This window comes from Sphingobacterium sp. UBA1498 (assembly GCF_002325125.1).
Lineage (GTDB): Bacteria > Bacteroidota > Bacteroidia > Sphingobacteriales > Sphingobacteriaceae > Sphingobacterium.
Genome location: NZ_DCRG01000003.1, coordinates 188,769 through 204,326 on the forward strand (window position 1 = coordinate 188,769; position 15,558 = coordinate 204,326).

General features: G+C 38.1%; 15 protein-coding genes. 11 read left to right on the top strand and 4 right to left on the bottom strand.

Going from position 1 to position 15,558, the window contains the following annotated elements; all coding sequences use genetic code 11:
- The first annotated feature begins 60 nt into the window (after window positions 1–60).
- From B3139_RS02355 to rdgB, 3 genes are all read left to right on the top strand, one after another.
- Entirely contained in the window at window positions 61–1,041 is a 981-nt protein-coding gene (locus B3139_RS02355; RefSeq protein ID WP_209578622.1) for a deoxyhypusine synthase family protein, read from the top strand.
- 90 nt (window positions 1,042–1,131) lie between these two features.
- Window positions 1,132–1,794, top strand: a complete 663-nt coding sequence (locus tag B3139_RS02360; protein ID WP_293879578.1) for a hypothetical protein — start codon at window positions 1,132–1,134, stop codon at window positions 1,792–1,794.
- A 308-nt stretch (window positions 1,795–2,102) separates the two neighbouring features.
- The gene (gene rdgB / locus B3139_RS02365; protein WP_293879579.1) at window positions 2,103–2,678 is read left to right on the top strand and encodes an RdgB/HAM1 family non-canonical purine NTP pyrophosphatase; all 576 of its coding nucleotides are present in this window, start codon (window positions 2,103–2,105) and stop codon (window positions 2,676–2,678) included.
- Between the two features lie 164 nt (window positions 2,679–2,842).
- Here the strand turns inward: rdgB and B3139_RS02370 are convergent, their stop codons facing one another.
- A complete protein-coding gene (locus B3139_RS02370; protein WP_293879580.1) occupies window positions 2,843–5,374 on the bottom strand; it encodes an OstA-like protein in 2,532 nt (843 codons plus the stop codon).
- Between the two features lie 99 nt (window positions 5,375–5,473).
- Here B3139_RS02370 and tilS point away from each other — a divergent pair, with 99 nt between their 5' ends.
- From tilS to B3139_RS02405, 7 genes are all read left to right on the top strand, one after another.
- The gene (tilS, locus tag B3139_RS02375; RefSeq protein ID WP_293879581.1) at window positions 5,474–6,805 is read left to right on the top strand and encodes a tRNA lysidine(34) synthetase TilS; all 1,332 of its coding nucleotides are present in this window, start codon (window positions 5,474–5,476) and stop codon (window positions 6,803–6,805) included.
- A 186-nt stretch (window positions 6,806–6,991) separates the two neighbouring features.
- On the top strand, window positions 6,992–7,486 hold the full coding sequence (locus tag B3139_RS02380) for a hypothetical protein (protein WP_209578619.1): 495 nt from the start codon (window positions 6,992–6,994) through the stop codon (window positions 7,484–7,486).
- Window positions 7,487–7,575: 89 nt separating this feature from the next.
- Window positions 7,576–7,896, top strand: a complete 321-nt coding sequence (locus tag B3139_RS02385) for a DUF4834 family protein (RefSeq protein ID WP_209578618.1) — start codon at window positions 7,576–7,578, stop codon at window positions 7,894–7,896.
- 33 nt (window positions 7,897–7,929) lie between these two features.
- Window positions 7,930–9,033: a DNA replication/repair protein RecF gene (gene recF / locus B3139_RS02390; protein ID WP_293879582.1), complete on the top strand. Its 1,104-nt coding sequence runs from the start codon at window positions 7,930–7,932 to the stop codon at window positions 9,031–9,033.
- Window positions 9,026–9,352: a DUF721 domain-containing protein gene (locus B3139_RS02395; RefSeq protein WP_293879583.1), complete on the top strand. Its 327-nt coding sequence runs from the start codon at window positions 9,026–9,028 to the stop codon at window positions 9,350–9,352. Before recF ends, B3139_RS02395 begins: the two co-directional genes overlap by 8 nt.
- An 11-nt stretch (window positions 9,353–9,363) precedes the next feature.
- Window positions 9,364–9,927, top strand: coding sequence for a Crp/Fnr family transcriptional regulator (locus B3139_RS02400; protein ID WP_293879584.1), 564 nt, complete (start codon window positions 9,364–9,366; stop codon window positions 9,925–9,927).
- Between the two features lie 255 nt (window positions 9,928–10,182).
- Window positions 10,183–10,617, top strand: coding sequence for an SRPBCC domain-containing protein (locus tag B3139_RS02405; RefSeq protein WP_293879585.1), 435 nt, complete (start codon window positions 10,183–10,185; stop codon window positions 10,615–10,617).
- Window positions 10,618–10,984: 367 nt separating this feature from the next.
- Here B3139_RS02405 and B3139_RS02410 read toward each other — a convergent pair whose 3' ends face one another.
- The 3 genes from B3139_RS02410 to sucC form a co-directional block, all read right to left on the bottom strand.
- A complete protein-coding gene (locus B3139_RS02410; protein ID WP_293879586.1) occupies window positions 10,985–11,605 on the bottom strand; it encodes an L-threonylcarbamoyladenylate synthase in 621 nt (206 codons plus the stop codon).
- Between the two features lie 149 nt (window positions 11,606–11,754).
- The gene (gene asnS, locus B3139_RS02415; protein WP_293879587.1) at window positions 11,755–13,200 is read right to left on the bottom strand and encodes an asparagine--tRNA ligase; all 1,446 of its coding nucleotides are present in this window, start codon (window positions 13,198–13,200) and stop codon (window positions 11,755–11,757) included.
- A 306-nt stretch (window positions 13,201–13,506) separates the two neighbouring features.
- Window positions 13,507–14,700 carry an ADP-forming succinate--CoA ligase subunit beta gene (gene sucC, locus B3139_RS02420; protein WP_209578613.1) on the bottom strand — a complete coding sequence of 398 codons (1,194 nt, stop codon included), beginning with the start codon at window positions 14,698–14,700 and terminating at the stop codon, window positions 13,507–13,509.
- A gap of 172 nt (window positions 14,701–14,872) precedes the next feature.
- Here sucC and B3139_RS02425 point away from each other — a divergent pair, with 172 nt between their 5' ends.
- Complete coding sequence (locus tag B3139_RS02425; RefSeq protein ID WP_209578760.1) at window positions 14,873–15,523, top strand: ABC transporter ATP-binding protein; 651 nt, start codon at window positions 14,873–14,875, stop codon at window positions 15,521–15,523.
- Window positions 15,524–15,558 lie beyond the last annotated feature (35 nt).

Consider the following 15,558-nt stretch of genomic DNA (forward strand, 5'->3'; position numbering starts at 1 on the left):
AAATAGATTATATTCAGTACCTTTGCGGTACTTATTATTTTATAAAAGTTAGAAAATATCATGAGTACTCAAAAAGGACCTATTTCTCAATTTATTGAGCATAATTACCGTCACTTTAACGCTGCAGCATTAGTAGATGCTGCGAAAGGTTACGAGGAACATCTGTTGGATGGTGGAAAAATGTTGATCTCTTTAGGAGGTGCAATGTCTACCGCTGAATTGGGTGTTTCTTTAGCAGAAATGATCCGTCAAGATAAAGTACACTTTATTTCTTGTACTGGTGCTAATTTGGAAGAGGATGTGATGAACCTTGTGGCGCATTCGCATTACAAAAGAATCCCTAATTATAGAGATTTGACAGCTGAACAAGAAAGAGAGCTATTGGATAATCACTATAATCGTGTGACAGACACTTGTATTCCTGAAGAGGAAGCTTTCCGTCGTTTGCAGAAGCATCTTGAAGATGTTTGGCATGATGCTGAAGCAAAAGGCGAGCGTTACTTGCCACATGAATTTCTTTATCAAGTCGTGAACTCAGGTGTATTGGAACAGTATTATGAGATTGATCCAAAGGATTCTTGGATTGTTGCTGCCGCTGAGAAAAATTTGCCGATTGTATGTCCGGGATGGGAAGATTCAACGACAGGTAATATCTTTGCATCCAATGTGATCAAAGGTAAATTGAAAGCCAGTACAGTGAAGTCAGGTATCGAGTATATGATTTATTTAACAGAATGGTACCGCAATAACTCTGCGGGTAAAGGTGTTGGATTTTTCCAAATTGCTGGTGGTATTTCTGGTGACTTCCCAATCTGTGTAGTTCCGATGATGTATCAAGATCTGGAATGGGAAGAAGTTCCTTTTTGGGCTTATTTCTGTCAGATTTCTGACTCAACAACGTCTTACGGTTCTTACTCAGGCGCTGTTCCGAACGAGAAAATTACTTGGGGTAAATTGGATATCGACACGCCTAAATTTATCGTTGAATCTGATGCGACTATCGTAGCGCCATTAATCTTTTCCTATATCTTAGGTCATTAATCTTTTCGATATACAGAAAGGAGCGATTTATCGCTCCTTTTTCTTTTCCCTTTTCTTGTTTATCTTTACTTTCTTATATATCTTTTCTTGATGAGCAATCTTACAACAGATAATCCGGTAGCGCTTCAGGTGTTAATGGATGAAACAATCTTTGCAAATGGTTTTGATTTTCAAAAGGATGTGTCTATTCATCCTATTCCTGAGGGGAATAGTACTCCTATATTATCTGCTGAGCTCAACTCTTCAGCGGCGAGGGACACCTCGTATCTGGCAGTAGGATTAGATGCCGAGGAAGCAGTTAAGGGTATGGGGTCTGATAATGGGCGGCAGGATGTGGTTAACGATCTTGAAGTGTTGGGGGGTGAGTTTATCTATCAGGGAAGTAAAGAACAAGGTATACTCTTTATTTTACGTTATGAGCATTATCCTTACTTCTCGCCAGCAGCCCTCGATGCCTTTGAGAAGACAATTGGTGCCTTGAAACTGACCAAAGAGACCGTTGCGGTACTCAATTTGGCCAATCCCCATAATCCGAATGATTTTAAGCGCATTATGCAGTTTTTTCAGCCCACTAAGATTATATTGTTGGGTGTGGAGCCGGCATCCTTAAAATTGCCTTTTATTGCCCATAATTCTTATATGAAGGGTCGTATTGCTACAGTTTTCAATACCTTCAGCTTTGAGGAGATGTTTGCCGATGTGAATAAAAAGAAACTATTCTGGAACGAATTTAAGACCTTTATTGGCTCTTAACTTTTCTTAAATACCTCATGCTGATACTGGGGTATACTAGATTTAGTGGGATTGGTAAAAATCTTTTTTGGATTTTAATATTGGATAGAATACCATCTTTTTTAGGATAGACCTGATGTAGACTAATCCATTTACACCATTTTTTCATTGTATCAATCGGATATGTGTATTTTATGGCTAAAAAGCGTATAAACTGCCTATTCCTTATCAATAGATTGGGTGGAGTGGTCTTTTCTTAAATATAGGTGTGGGAATGTTAATGTGGATAAGATTGCATATTTTTGATGGGATATCAAAATAAATAGAAAATGCTAGAACTTGTGTTTGCCACCAATAATACCCATAAATTGGAAGAAGTCCAAGCAATTGTGGGAAATGCTTTTGTCATTAAGAGTTTAAACGATATTGACTGTCAGGATGATATTCCAGAAACAGGCGTAACATTTCAGGAAAATGCACAACAGAAAACAGATTATTTAGTGAATAAATATGGTCTTTACTGCTTTGGTGATGATTCTGGATTGGAGATCGATGCATTAAACGGTGAACCGGGAGTTTATTCAGCCCGCTATTCTGGGTCAAGGGATATGGAAAAGAACATCGATCTTGTCTTGGAGAAATTGGGTAATAACCCTAACCGCTCGGCGAGATTCAAAACGGTTATTTCCTTATATTTGAATGAGCAGCAGCACTTTTTTGAGGGAAGTATTGAAGGTAAAATTAGTGCGGACCGTAGAGGTGTTGATGGTTTTGGTTATGATCCTATCTTTATCCCTAATGGCTATGACAAAACTTTTGCGGAGATGACTGCCGAGGAGAAAAACAGCATAAGCCATCGTGCGATTGCTGTGGGTAAACTTGCTGCTTATTTAAAAACGAAGTAAGTTATAATAACGATCTCGTTTGAATTAATTATAAATAGAAATTTTTATTGATTTAATTTAATGAATGAGCGCATCTAAGAGGAGCAGCAGATAGTCTTGAATCAAAAAAGCAGCGCAAAACAATTTGTTTTGCGCTGCTTTTTTGTGCGACCTGGTAGTGGCGGTTATTTAGCTTTTACCTTTGTCTGTGTACTATCTTGCGCCGGTGTCATCGCCGGTTTATTAGTTGTTGAGCCGGACTTTGCAGTTGCTTTGTCGGCTGCAGTTTTTACATTTGGTTGCGCTCCGTTCGTTTTGTCTGTCGTTTCAACCGGTTTGACTGTTGACTTTGCAGTGTTCGTTTTATTATTTTCGGATGTAGGATTTAAATCTTTCCCTTTCTCGCCACTCTCGTTCGAATCTGCTTTTTTTGCAGTATCCTTTTGATTGGTAGTAGTTTTATCCCCTTTTTTTATAGACTTCATTGTCCCTGATTCCTCACCTTCCGGTGCAGTAGGAACCGTAAATGAAGCTTTTGAAAGATCTCTTTTTCGATTTAATAAATCGTCTTTTGACTTAGGCCGGTCTTCAGGTCGCCAAGTGAAATTCGGAAGGAATTCCTTATCGGCAGTGACTTCAGCAATAGGATAGACCTTGCCTTCTACTTTACGGATGGACACATATTCCTTCAACTTATTGTCTTCCATCAAGATCTTGAAACGACTGCTGCGGTCATGGACAAGCTCTGTGGTTACATTGGTCTTCTCATCAATATTGTAGAATATGTTTTCCGCATTACCATCAACGAAAAGGCGTTCCATGCGGTTATTGGTGAAAAAACTTGTGATTTTTCGGCCTTTTATCTGATTAAATTTGAGAGAGTCACTCGTTGCATTAACCATAAAAGCATTCCCTACGAGTAGTGAATTGTCTAATTTCTGATTCTTTACTTGTAGGAAGATGGTATCTCCTGAGATTTGTGAGTTTTCGGCCCACATCATTGGTTTTCCCATAAGTCTGAACATGGAATCTTGCATACCATAATACATGGAATCGGCTACGGCCTGCAAATCAGATTTAAACAGTCGCGCATTATAGTAGGCTTTGATAATCCTCGTTTTTGCTGTGTCCTGTGCAAGGGAATCGCTTTTTCCTTCTTGTGCATTTTTTAGTGCAGCTCCCATGAGTTTATCGGATTCTCCACCCTTTGGGATAATCGCTTTTTTGCGTAATACACTATCAGCCTTTAGGTTTTTTTCAATTTCTATTTTGTTCTGATCACCAACGATAATTGGTGTTTTTTTCGGAACAACCGGCTTTTTATTCGTCAGGTTATCGCGTACTTTGTTTGTGTTTTTTTCTACTACGGGTTTCCTGTTGTCTTTTTTATGCAGACTATCGAGGTCTTTTTGAAGACTATCTGCAACGGTTTTTAAAGCATCGATAGAGTCAATCTGTGCTGATGTTGAATCTTTTTCGCCATAATCGACCTCATTATCGTCTTCAATAGCTCCACCTTCACGATCCAATTTGAAATCTTTAGCTACATAATCTTTGCGGAATATCATTTGCGAGAACAGTGTATCGGCCGTCATAAAAACTGAATCTACTTGTGCGTTAGACTGTAACTGTTCTTTTTTGCCGCTGTTTGTGTTTTTACCCGAACGATCCTTTTCTTCGACAATTCCTTCTGATGCGGTCTTATTTGATTTGAGGTTATCTTTCTGTCGATCTTTCTCAATTTCCTTTAACTCTTTAGTTTCTTTTTTGAGCTCTTGCCCTGGTTTTTGTGGAGCAGGAGACAAAGATACAGAATCTTTTTGTGTTGAATCTTTTTTGACAACCGAAATGATCAACGGCTTATCTGTCATGGTGATGGATTCGTTCCTCCCATTGTACAAGCCAAATCCGCCGTAGGCGTAAAATTTGTCTAATGTGTCAACAAAGACCACGTTTTTTACGGCTTTACCTATTCCCACCTGCCTATCGTAGAATAGACTATCTCCCTTGAGAAACTTTGTTCCTTCGGTGTAGAGATTATTTTTAGAAAAATAGGCTTGGCCTGTTGCCATGTGATATCGGCCTTTTTCAGTATATAAGTTTTCCCCCTTATTCCCTTTGATATTAGTAGGGCCATAGAATTCGGTAATACGTGTATTGCCATTGTATTTCATGGAGTCCGTGTAGACTTTTACATTGGTTGATCGAACCACAACTTTTTGGTTGAAATAGGACTCGCCTGTATTTTCGAAGTAAGTAGCCCGCTGGCTGGTAATCGTATCACTTCCTGAAAGAATACGCCCACCACTGTAATAATTACCGATTTTACTCCGCATATTATAGACAAGGTGGTCGGTCGTCAGTATGGAGCCGTTGGTGCTGACCATGCGCACTGCTCCCGTAAGTGTAGCGAGTTGCATGGCAGCTTCATAGTGTAATTTATTGGAAAATATTTGGGTACCGTCGGGTTGAGTGATGATAACATTCCCAAAGGCTTCAAAAAATTGTCGGCCAATGTTGTCTTTATGCAAATAGCCACTATCTGAGGATAGCGTTGAGCCTACATGTTCATAGACTGGACGGTAAAACAGGATATTGCCATCTTTTCCAGTAATAATATGGGATGATGAAAGAAGCTTTAGCTCATCCTGTTTCTGTGCTTGTACCGACAAGCCAGTTAAAATAAATACAATAAGTGTATAAATGTATTGTTTCACATGGGCAAAAATATGGATTTTAATTGCTACTTTACTGGATTTCACAAATTTTAAGACTTGAATTTATCTTTGACATAAAATATACCTTAACTTTGTTCTATGAATGTGCTGGAAAGACTAAAGGGCTATATTGAAAAGGAGCATTTATTAATGCCCCATCATAAGGTATTGCTTACAGTGAGTGGAGGAAAGGATTCAATGCTCATGGCACATCTATTTGTAAAAGCGGGTTATACCCTTGCTATTGCACATTGTAATTTTAAATTGAGGGGGACGGATTCTGATGAAGACGAAGCATTGGTTAGAAAGTTCGCAATGGAAAATAATGTTCCGATATTTGTGCGGCATTTTGATACAAAAGCCTATGCGAAGGAGCGACAGATTTCGATTCAAATGGCTGCCCGTGAACTTCGTTACGCCTGGTTTGAGAAATTGCGACATGAAATGGGGTTCGATCGAATTGCAGTTGCTCATCATCTGAATGATCATATCGAAACGGTACTATTAAACCTCTGTCGCGGAACTGGTCTTCAGGGACTTCAAGGTATTCTCCCTCTCCGGGAGCGCATCATTCGACCCTTACTTTTTCTAAAGGCCAGCGACATTGAGCATTTTGTTAATATGTACGGTATTGCTTATCGGGATGATCAATCCAATTTTTCAACAAAATATGCCCGAAATAAAATACGGATTGATATCATTCCGCATTTTCAAAAGCTTCAGCCAGATTTCGAAATGGTCTTTGAACAGAATATTAATCATTTTAAGGAGTCTTATCAGCTGCTGCAGCAATTCGTAGAGCCTATTCGGAGAAAGCTCTTTCATCCTACTGGCGAAGGGTGGGAGGTTCGGAAAGAAGATTTAGAGCCTTATCTTGATAATCTTCCACTGCTCTATGAGCTATTTTCGCCCTTTAATTTCTCAAAGGCGATATTATGTGATCTCCAACAGGCGTGGGTAAGAGAGTCGGGGCGTATTTTTCAATCTGATTGCTACCATATGCTCTTGGACAGAAATGAACTTTTTATTCGAGAGAAGGAATTTATTTCTGCTGATGAGGTTTTGATTACCTCTGAAACTTCGACCGTGGAGTGGAAGCAGTATTGTTTTCATGCTGAGGTTTCTACAGATGTAACTATTATCAACGCGACAGAGGTTGCGAAACTGGATTATGACCTATTGGTCTTTCCTCTCACGATTCGATCGTGGAAAGTTGGCGATAGCTTTTATCCTTTAGGTATGGAAGGGCGTAAGAAGCTGAGCGATTTTTTTATCAATAAAAAGATCAGTTTATTTGAAAAAGAAAATATTCCTATAGTGGTGAACGGAAACGGAGATATTCTTTGGGTAGCAAATTATCGGATAGACAATCGTTATAAAATTACCTCCAATACAAAAAAAGTCCTTACTTTAGTTTGCAGAACGGATTAGCGAAAAATGCTGACGCTGATTATGACAAAAAACTCTGTTTTTGGAGAGAGTACAATGTGTTTCTATGATCTAATACAGTATCGTGTGGATGGTGAATCCATAGAAGCAAAGCGATGCTATTGATAAGTTTAAATATACGAAAACAATGGTATTGAGTCTCCCAATTGACAGCTAAATCTTAAATAAATGAAAGAAGGTGTACTCTATTCGGAAAATCAATATTTAGGTCGTGACCGTGTTTGGATAAGCGTGCGTTTGGTGCTTGTACTTTTTTGCTTTACTGCATTTTATCTAAATTTGGATCATTTGATTTCCAGTCAATTGTTTTTTATTGTCGGGGTAGGTATTATCATCACATCTATCGTAATGATGTATATGGTGTTATTCCGTACGGAGGTGTTTCAAGATCATATTCTTATTAGCGGGCTTTGGTCTACCCGAGTGGTCAAAATAGATCTTGCTTCTATCACAAAGATAGAAAAGGCGCCATATAGCACTTTCTTTTTCAATAATCCAGTTTACAATCTTCATACAAAAGGTAGAATTAAATTCTTTGCTGGCGGCAAAAATGCTGTTTTTCTGACAGATAAAAATGGCCTTACTTATGTTTTGGGCACACAGCGTCAAGAAGAACTTTACCGGATTATTATGGAAACGAAAGAGAAATTAGGAAAGTCTTAAAATGTGTTAATAAATTCTTATCTGACATTTTAAAGACATCAATTTTCCGAGTTATTGGTTAAATTTGATAAAATAACAACGAATTAACTATGGCATTTTTAAAATTTATACTTATTGCATTCGCTGTTTACTTTGTAGTAAGATTCTTATTTAAATTATTTTTACCTTTTGCGATGCGCAAAGCAGCTGAAAAGTTAATGAAAAAAGCGCAGCAACAGGGGGGAGCATATAATAGCCAAGGGCAAGGCGGAACCTTTTATTATGAATTTAACGGCCAACGACAAGAGCAAGCTAAAAGATCGCAGCCAGAAGGTAAGGTGCATGTAGATTACATCCCGCCAAAAGAAGGTGTCGAACGTAAGGGGACGGAAACAGCTGGTGAGTTTGTCGATTTTGAGGAAATTAAATAATTTTTAGCAATCCAAATAGCGTATCTTTGTGCCATGTGGCTCAAGCAACTTTCTGTTCTAAATTTCAAAAATTATTCGGAATCATCTTTGGAATTTCTTCCTGAGGTAAATGCATTTACAGGTGATAATGGGGTTGGAAAAACTAATCTTTTAGATGCGATTCATTATTTATCCCTTTGTAAAAGTTATTTTAATCCGATCGATTCACAGCACATCAAATCGGGCAACGACTGGTTTATGGTACAGGGAGAATTTGATAAGGAATCATCCAGTGATTTTATATCTTGTAGCTTAAAAAAAAATCAAAAAAAGCAGTTTAAAAAAAACAAGAAAGATTATCCTAGATTGGCTGATCATATCGGTTTGTTTCCTTTGGTCATGATTTCGCCAAACGATAGCATCATCGTCACAGACGGAAGCGAGGAACGAAGGAAGTTTGTGGATAATGTTATCTCACAAACTGATAATAAATATTTGGATACGTTAATTGTCTATAATAAGCTCCTGGCGCAGCGAAATAGCCTTCTCAAACAAGCGCGTCAAACGAGTGTACTTGATCTTGGACTAATTGAAATTCTCAATTTTCAACTTGAGGAAGTAGGAAATATTATTTTCCAAAAGAGAAGTTGTTTCATGGAAGAATTTCAGCCCGAATTTGACCGACATTATCAGTTTCTCACTGACGACGCGGAGTCGGTACAATTACACTATGAATCACCTTTAATGACTGATTCTTTTTTACATATCTTAGAAAAGAACTTGGAGCGTGACCGTGTGTTAGAGCGTACCACCCAGGGCATACATAAGGATGATCTGATATTTACAATTCACGGTGGAATGCCTTTGAAAAAATTTGGTTCTCAAGGGCAACAGAAATCTTTTCTAATTGCGCTAAAACTTGCTCAATATTCTTATTTGCAACATAAAAAGGGTTTTAAACCTCTGCTTCTTTTGGATGATATTTTCGATAAACTAGATGATCGTAGAACACACAAATTGATGCAAATGGTTTCTGAAGATGATTTTGGACAGATTTTCCTAACCGATACAGATTCAAAAAGAATTGAGCGAATATTTGAGGAAATCAACCGTCCTGTTCGTATATTTGATATTGTAGGAGGACAAGTCAATGTATAAGAAGCAAGCTAAGAAAAGCCTGGAATTTATTCGGTCAAGCGATGATATAACGATAAAGGAGGGAGTTGAACGTCTTCTTGAGGCTTATAAACTGCGCAGGAAATTTGACGAAACATCGATAGCTTCCGTTTGGCCTCAATTGATCGGTAAAGCTATCGCTAATCGCACACAGCAGCTATATGTTCGTGATAAAAAACTGTTCGTACGTGTAGAGTCCGCTGTTATTAAGAATGAATTGGCGCTTATGCGAAGACAAATTCTAGGAAGGGTAAATGAATATGTAGGTCACGTGATTATTGAAGAAGTCGTGATTTTATAAAACCTCCCTTCATGTTAGATCAACTCTTTCAAGATTTTTTTCCTATTTCTGAGGCTAGTGCCTTAAAACTTTTCTCAAACTTCGAGCGTATTGAATTAAAACGAGGCGAATATCTTATCAAGGCAGGGGATTATTCTTCCAATCTGTTTGTGATAGAATCCGGATTGATCCGTCAGTATGCTTGGTCAAAAAAAGGAGAGTTTACACAATGGATAGGTACAAGAAATCATTTTGTGACAGATCTTGCTTCTTTCATCTTTGACAGGGCTTCCATATGGAATTTCCAATGTATTAGCGATTGTACGGTATACCGTTTGTCAAAGTCCGATTACCAGCGAATGGAATCCGAAATTGTGGAATGGAATAAATTTGAGAAGGCTTTTTTAGCAAAATGCTTTTGTACCATGGAGCAGCGAATCTCGGATTTTATTTGTCTAACAGCGGAAGAAAGATATGTCCAATACTTTGAACAGCATAAATCATTATTCAATCAAGTTCCTCTTCAATATATCGCCTCCGTGTTGGGTATGAGCCCAGAAACCTTGAGTCGTATTCGAACGAAAATAAGTTCTTGATAAAAGTCAAGAGCGAACTGCCTGTCTTTTTCTAGTTTTGTCCTGTAGCTGTTTACGAACAGCTTGCTTAATGAAACACGTAAGCAAAATTTTGTGTATTTATACGGCTCATAATAAGCTTGGAATAGTTTGTTTGCAGCTGTAATAATTGATATTAAGACGAAACTCGAATAGCATCACATACGCTTTATCGTTATTTGAAGACAGGTGAAGAAGCTTGAGCTATTTTGTCGTTTCAGCGATAAAAAGAACAAAATGAAAAAGATTGAAACGAGTATTCTCATTGAAGCAACAATAGAAGAGGTTTGGCAGGTATTAAGTGAATTTAAGGCTTATTCCCAGTGGAGCCCAACAATCAAACAGTTTGAAAAGCAACCGGTAGTCGGAAAACGCTGCAAAGTGCTTTTACAACAACCAAACGGATTCAAGATCAAAATGAATCCAAAATTCCTGTCTATTGAACAGCATAGCGAACTGCGCTGGAAAGGAGATTTATTCTTTCCAGGTATTTTTGATGGCGAGCATTATTTTAGGTTAGAACAAGTGGGAGCTTCACAAGTTAGATTTGTCCAAGGCGAATTATTTTCTGGATTGTTGGTTCCTTTTCTGGGAAAACTACTGACAGAAACGAAGCGCGGATTTGAACTTTTCAACATAGCGATAAAAAGGCGGGTGGAGTATCGATCTTAACTTTCCACAGAGATCTGTTAATATAGTTTATTTATAAACACGATATTTAACGAATTTGTCGATGAATGTTATCTTATACACATTTTTATGTGTATAACCCCATAGTTTTACACATTTTGTTACTTTTTTGAATTCTTTCGGGTTGTGTTATTAACAATTGTGTGTTGATAAATGACTAGTTATGCACATTTTATGTTAATGCCTCTATGTTGATAAGCTGCTTATTAACATTTCTTATGTTAATAAGTAGCTTGTTTTGTTGATAAGTATGTTGATGGGAGCATTTTTTGCACAAATTACCAACAATGCTGCTGTCGGGGATTTTGCAAATAGGTTAGTAAGGGGAGTTTTTATTGCAGGTTGTTTTTTATAGGAATTGCTCTAAATCACCTTTTCCTTCACGAATCACATCAAAAGTCCCTTCGGTAACATCGATCACGGTAGATGCGACATTATCGCCATAGCCGCCATCTATAACAGCATCAACTAGATCTTCATATTTCTCGTGAATTAATTCAGGATCAGTAGAATATTCAATAATTTCATCTTCATCGTGAATGGAGGCTGTCACAATAGGGTTGCCTAATTGTTTGACAATTTCACGAACAATATTATTGTCTGGAACACGGATACCCACAGTCTTCTTTTTGGAACTTAGGAGCTTAGGTACTTTAGTTGTTGCATTAAAAATAAAAGTAAAAGGTCCGGGTAAGGCTTTTTTTAATACACGGAAAACGGAGGTATCGAAGGATTTTGTGTATTGCGAAATATCTGTTAAATCATAGCATATAAATGATAGATTTGCTTTTTCAGGCTTTAGTCCTCTTATTTCACATACGCGTTCTATGGCTTTTTGTTGCGTGATATCACAGCCAATACCATATACGGTATCGGTAGGGTAGATGATTACACCACCACGTCGAAGAATATCAACCGCCTGTTCTATTGCCTTGGGGTTGGGATTGTCGTTATATATCTTAATTAGCATTTTCTATTTTTGTTAAGTACCCGAATTAGGTTAAATCTTAGTCCCTGTTGTAGGATGTCGATAGAGCGATGGTTATTAGCTGCATTCAGATACGCTATATCTAAAAGAACAACAGCCAAAATATTTTGTTTTGGCTGTTGTTCTTTATATTAAAATTCTGCGTTTTTCGGCGTACGTGGGAATGGAATGACGTCGCGGATATTGGTCATTCCTGTCGTGAATAAAACGAGGCGTTCAAAACCTACGCCAAATCCAGAATGCGGTACCGATCCAAAACGGCGTGTATCCAAGAACCACTCCATTTCTTCTGCGGGAATACCGACTTCAGCCATACGATTAAGTAAACGATCAAGATTTTCTTCACGCTGCGAACCACCGACCATTTCACCAATACCTGGGAAAAGAATATCCATGGCACGGACGGTGTTTCTTCCTTGCGCATCCGGCTCATTTTGCTTCATATAGAAGGACTTGATTTCGCGTGGATAGTCTGTTAAGATAACAGGTTTCTTGAAGTGTTTTTCAACCAAATAGCGTTCGTGTTCCGATTGTAAATCAGCACCCCAATCATCAATTAAATATTTGAATTGTTTCTTCTGGTTTGGTTTGCTACGCTTTAATATTTCAACAGCATCGGTATACGTAACGCGTTCAAAATCGTTTGTTAATACGAAGTTTAATTTCTCAATAAGATTTAATTCTGAGCGTTCTGCAGCAGGCTTAGATTTCTCTTCCTCCAACAAACGATTGGTTAAGAACTCAATTTCTTCTGGGCAGGTTTCCAATGCATATTTAATCACATATTTCAGCAAAGCTTCGGCCAAGTCCATATTGTCCTCTAATTCATAGAAAGCCATTTCGGGTTCGATCATCCAAAATTCGGCTAAGTGACGTGTTGTATTGGAGTTTTCAGCTCTAAATGTCGGACCGAATGTATAGATGTTTCCAAATGCCATGGCACCAAGCTCACCTTCCAATTGGCCCGATACCGTAAGGTTCGTCGATTTTCCAAAGAAGTCTTCCTTGAAATCGATATCTCCGTTTTCTTTGCGTGGAGGATTTTTTAAATCCAGTGTCGTAACTTGGAACATTTCTCCTGCACCTTCCGCATCTGAACCTGTGATGATCGGTGTGTGCATGTAGACAAAATCGTTTTCCTGAAAAAACTTATGTACAGCAAATGCCAAAGCATTACGAACTTTAAATACAGCATTGAAAGTACCGGTACGGAACCGTAAATGCGCAATTTCACGTAAGAATTCTAAGCTATGTTTTTTAGGCTGTAAGGGATACTTCTCAGGATCAGAATCACCAATAATGCTTACTTCAGTAGCTTTAACCTCAACTTTTTGACCTTTACCCAGTGATGCTATCAACTGACCTTTTACGCGAACTGCTGCTCCAGTGGTGATACGTTTTAAGATATCCTCAGGTGTATTTTCAAAATCGACAACTGCTTGAATATTATTGATTGACGAACCGTCATTGATTGCTATAAACTGATTGTTACGGAAAGTTCTAACCCAACCTTTAACAACGACCTCTTTGCCAAATTCTGTGGCATTCAATAGTTCCTTTATTCTTGTGTGTTCCATCTTAATTTTTGGAGATTGACTTGTAAAAGATGCTTTGTTAAAAAAGCAATACAAAAATACGCTATTCTGTTGGTTTATTGGCTATAAATGTTGATTTAATTCAATTCACGACGGGGCATTCTAGGTCATGGGGCAAATATTTTATAGAAATCAAGACAGGTGGAAATTGCAAGATTAGGGAGTGAAATATGTCCTATTTCTATAGGAGACATAACTTTGATAAGAGGGGCTTCATAAGATGAGGTGTAATAACAAAAAGCGCGAATTATTTGTAATTCGCGCTTTTTGTTATGATGATTCAAGGAATTATCCTTTCAATACTTTCGTTACTAATTCAGCAGCTTCTTTCAATAAGATTGCAGAATAGACTTGTAAACCGGATTCATCAATTAATTTTTTCGCTTCTTCAGCATTAGTACCTTGAAGGCGAACAATAATAGGAACTGGAATGTTGCCAATTTCGCTATACGCATCAATTACACCTTGAGCTACGCGGTCACAACGAACAATACCACCGAAGATATTAATTAAGATCGCTTTTACATTAGGGTCTTTTAAGATGATATTGAAACCAGCTTTCACAGTTTCAGCATTTGCCGTACCACCTACATCTAAGAAGTTGGCAGGTTCACCGCCAGCTATTTTAATGATATCCATGGTAGCCATTGCCAAGCCAGCACCATTTACCATACAACCTACGTTACCATCTAATTTAACGTAGTTTAGGTTTGATTCACCAGCTTCCACTTCTGTTGGATCCTCCTCAGTTACGTCGCGCATAGCTGCGTAATCTGCATGGCGGTATAAAGCGTTCTCATCAAGATTTACTTTAGCATCAACGGCTAAAATCTTGTCGTCAGAAGTTTTCAATACAGGATTGATCTCAAACATGGAAGAGTCTGTAGAATCGTATGCTTTGTAAAGGGCAGCAACAAATTTTACCATTTCTTTGTGGGCAGCACCAGAAAGACCAAGATTGAAAGCAATTTTACGTGCTTGGAATCCTTGTAAGCCTACTTTTGGATCGATTTCTTCTTTGAAAATCAAGTGCGGTGTTTTTTCTGCAACTTCTTCGATATCCATACCACCTTCTGTAGAGTACATAACGATGTTACGTCCTTTAGCACGGTCCAATAATACGGACATGTAGAATTCTTTTGTTTCGCTCTCGCCTGGATAGTAAACGTCTTGAGCTACCAAAACTTTGTTTACTTTTTTACCTTCAGGTCCAGTTTGAGGCGTTACTAATTGCATACCAATGATGTCAGTTGCTCTTTGTTTGACTTCATCTAAGTTCTTAGCTAACTTGACACCACCACCTTTACCACGGCCACCAGCGTGAATTTGAGCTTTGACAACAACCCAATCAGAGTTGTAGTCTTCTTTCATTTTTTTGGCCGCTTCCACAGCTTGCTCTGGAGTATCGGCTACGATACCTTCCTGTACGCGCACACCAAAGCTCTTTAGTATTTGTTTTCCTTGATATTCGTGAATGTTCATTTGCAAAAATATTTGGCGTAAAAATATAATTTTTTGGGGGATAAGACAAGTGATAAATTGCTCTTTTATCTATTTTTTGACATTTAGACAAAATAAAATGGCTGGAATTGAGAAATAACAGCTTATTTATTCAAACGCGTTGTATCGTAAATTTATTTATCTTTGTCTTATGATGTTACATGCCAAAGGAATTCACAAAGCTTATGGGTCATTACCGATTTTGAAAGGTGTTGATATCGCTGTTGAAAAGGGCGAAATCGTTAGTATTGTAGGTGCATCGGGGGCTGGAAAAAGCACGTTGCTGCACATCATCGGTACCTTAGATAAACCCGATCAGGGATCGGTTTTGATCAATGGTGTTGATGTCCAAAAATTGAGTGCTAAAAAGTTAAGTGCTTTTCGCAACGAACATATCGGTTTTGTATTTCAATTTCACCATTTGCTGCCTGAATTCACTGCTTTAGAAAATGTATGTATTCCTGCTTTTATTCACGGAAAGGGAAGATTTGAGGCGGAAGAAAAGGCGAAGAAATTGTTGGAGTTATTGGGGGTTTCTCATCGTATTGACCATAAGCCTGCTGAAATGTCTGGAGGTGAACAGCAACGTGTTTCTGTGGCTCGTGCGCTGATCAATGATCCTTCTATCATTTTGGCAGATGAACCTTCCGGTAATCTCGACTCTGAAAATGCAGCCGCTTTACATCAATTGTTTTTTGATCTTAGAGATAAATTTCAGCAGACATTTATTATCGTTACGCACAATGAAGAGCTTGCTCGAATTTCGGATCGAACGATTCATATGCGTGATGGTGTAGTCGTTTAACAGATCCACAACATCCTGAAATATTGGGATTATAA

What these genes read in the sequence shown, in the direction of transcription:
- B3139_RS02400 (WP_293879584.1), top strand. Translation starts at nt 9,364, where the DNA reads ATGTTAGATCAACTCTTTCAAGATTTTTTTCCTATTTCTGAGGCTAGT.
- asnS (WP_293879587.1), bottom strand. Translation starts at nt 13,200, where the DNA reads ATGGAACACACAAGAATAAAGGAACTATTGAATGCCACAGAATTTGGC.
- recF (WP_293879582.1), top strand. Translation starts at nt 7,930, where the DNA reads ATGTGGCTCAAGCAACTTTCTGTTCTAAATTTCAAAAATTATTCGGAA.
- B3139_RS02405 (WP_293879585.1), top strand. Translation starts at nt 10,183, where the DNA reads ATGAAAAAGATTGAAACGAGTATTCTCATTGAAGCAACAATAGAAGAG.
- sucC (WP_209578613.1), bottom strand. Translation starts at nt 14,700, where the DNA reads ATGAACATTCACGAATATCAAGGAAAACAAATACTAAAGAGCTTTGGT.
- B3139_RS02395 (WP_293879583.1), top strand. Translation starts at nt 9,026, where the DNA reads ATGTATAAGAAGCAAGCTAAGAAAAGCCTGGAATTTATTCGGTCAAGC.
- B3139_RS02410 (WP_293879586.1), bottom strand. Translation starts at nt 11,605, where the DNA reads ATGCTAATTAAGATATATAACGACAATCCCAACCCCAAGGCAATAGAA.
- B3139_RS02380 (WP_209578619.1), top strand. Translation starts at nt 6,992, where the DNA reads ATGAAAGAAGGTGTACTCTATTCGGAAAATCAATATTTAGGTCGTGAC.
- B3139_RS02385 (WP_209578618.1), top strand. Translation starts at nt 7,576, where the DNA reads ATGGCATTTTTAAAATTTATACTTATTGCATTCGCTGTTTACTTTGTA.
- B3139_RS02355 (WP_209578622.1), top strand. Translation starts at nt 61, where the DNA reads ATGAGTACTCAAAAAGGACCTATTTCTCAATTTATTGAGCATAATTAC.
- B3139_RS02360 (WP_293879578.1), top strand. Translation starts at nt 1,132, where the DNA reads ATGAGCAATCTTACAACAGATAATCCGGTAGCGCTTCAGGTGTTAATG.
- rdgB (WP_293879579.1), top strand. Translation starts at nt 2,103, where the DNA reads ATGCTAGAACTTGTGTTTGCCACCAATAATACCCATAAATTGGAAGAA.
- tilS (WP_293879581.1), top strand. Translation starts at nt 5,474, where the DNA reads ATGAATGTGCTGGAAAGACTAAAGGGCTATATTGAAAAGGAGCATTTA.
- B3139_RS02425 (WP_209578760.1), top strand. Translation starts at nt 14,873, where the DNA reads ATGTTACATGCCAAAGGAATTCACAAAGCTTATGGGTCATTACCGATT.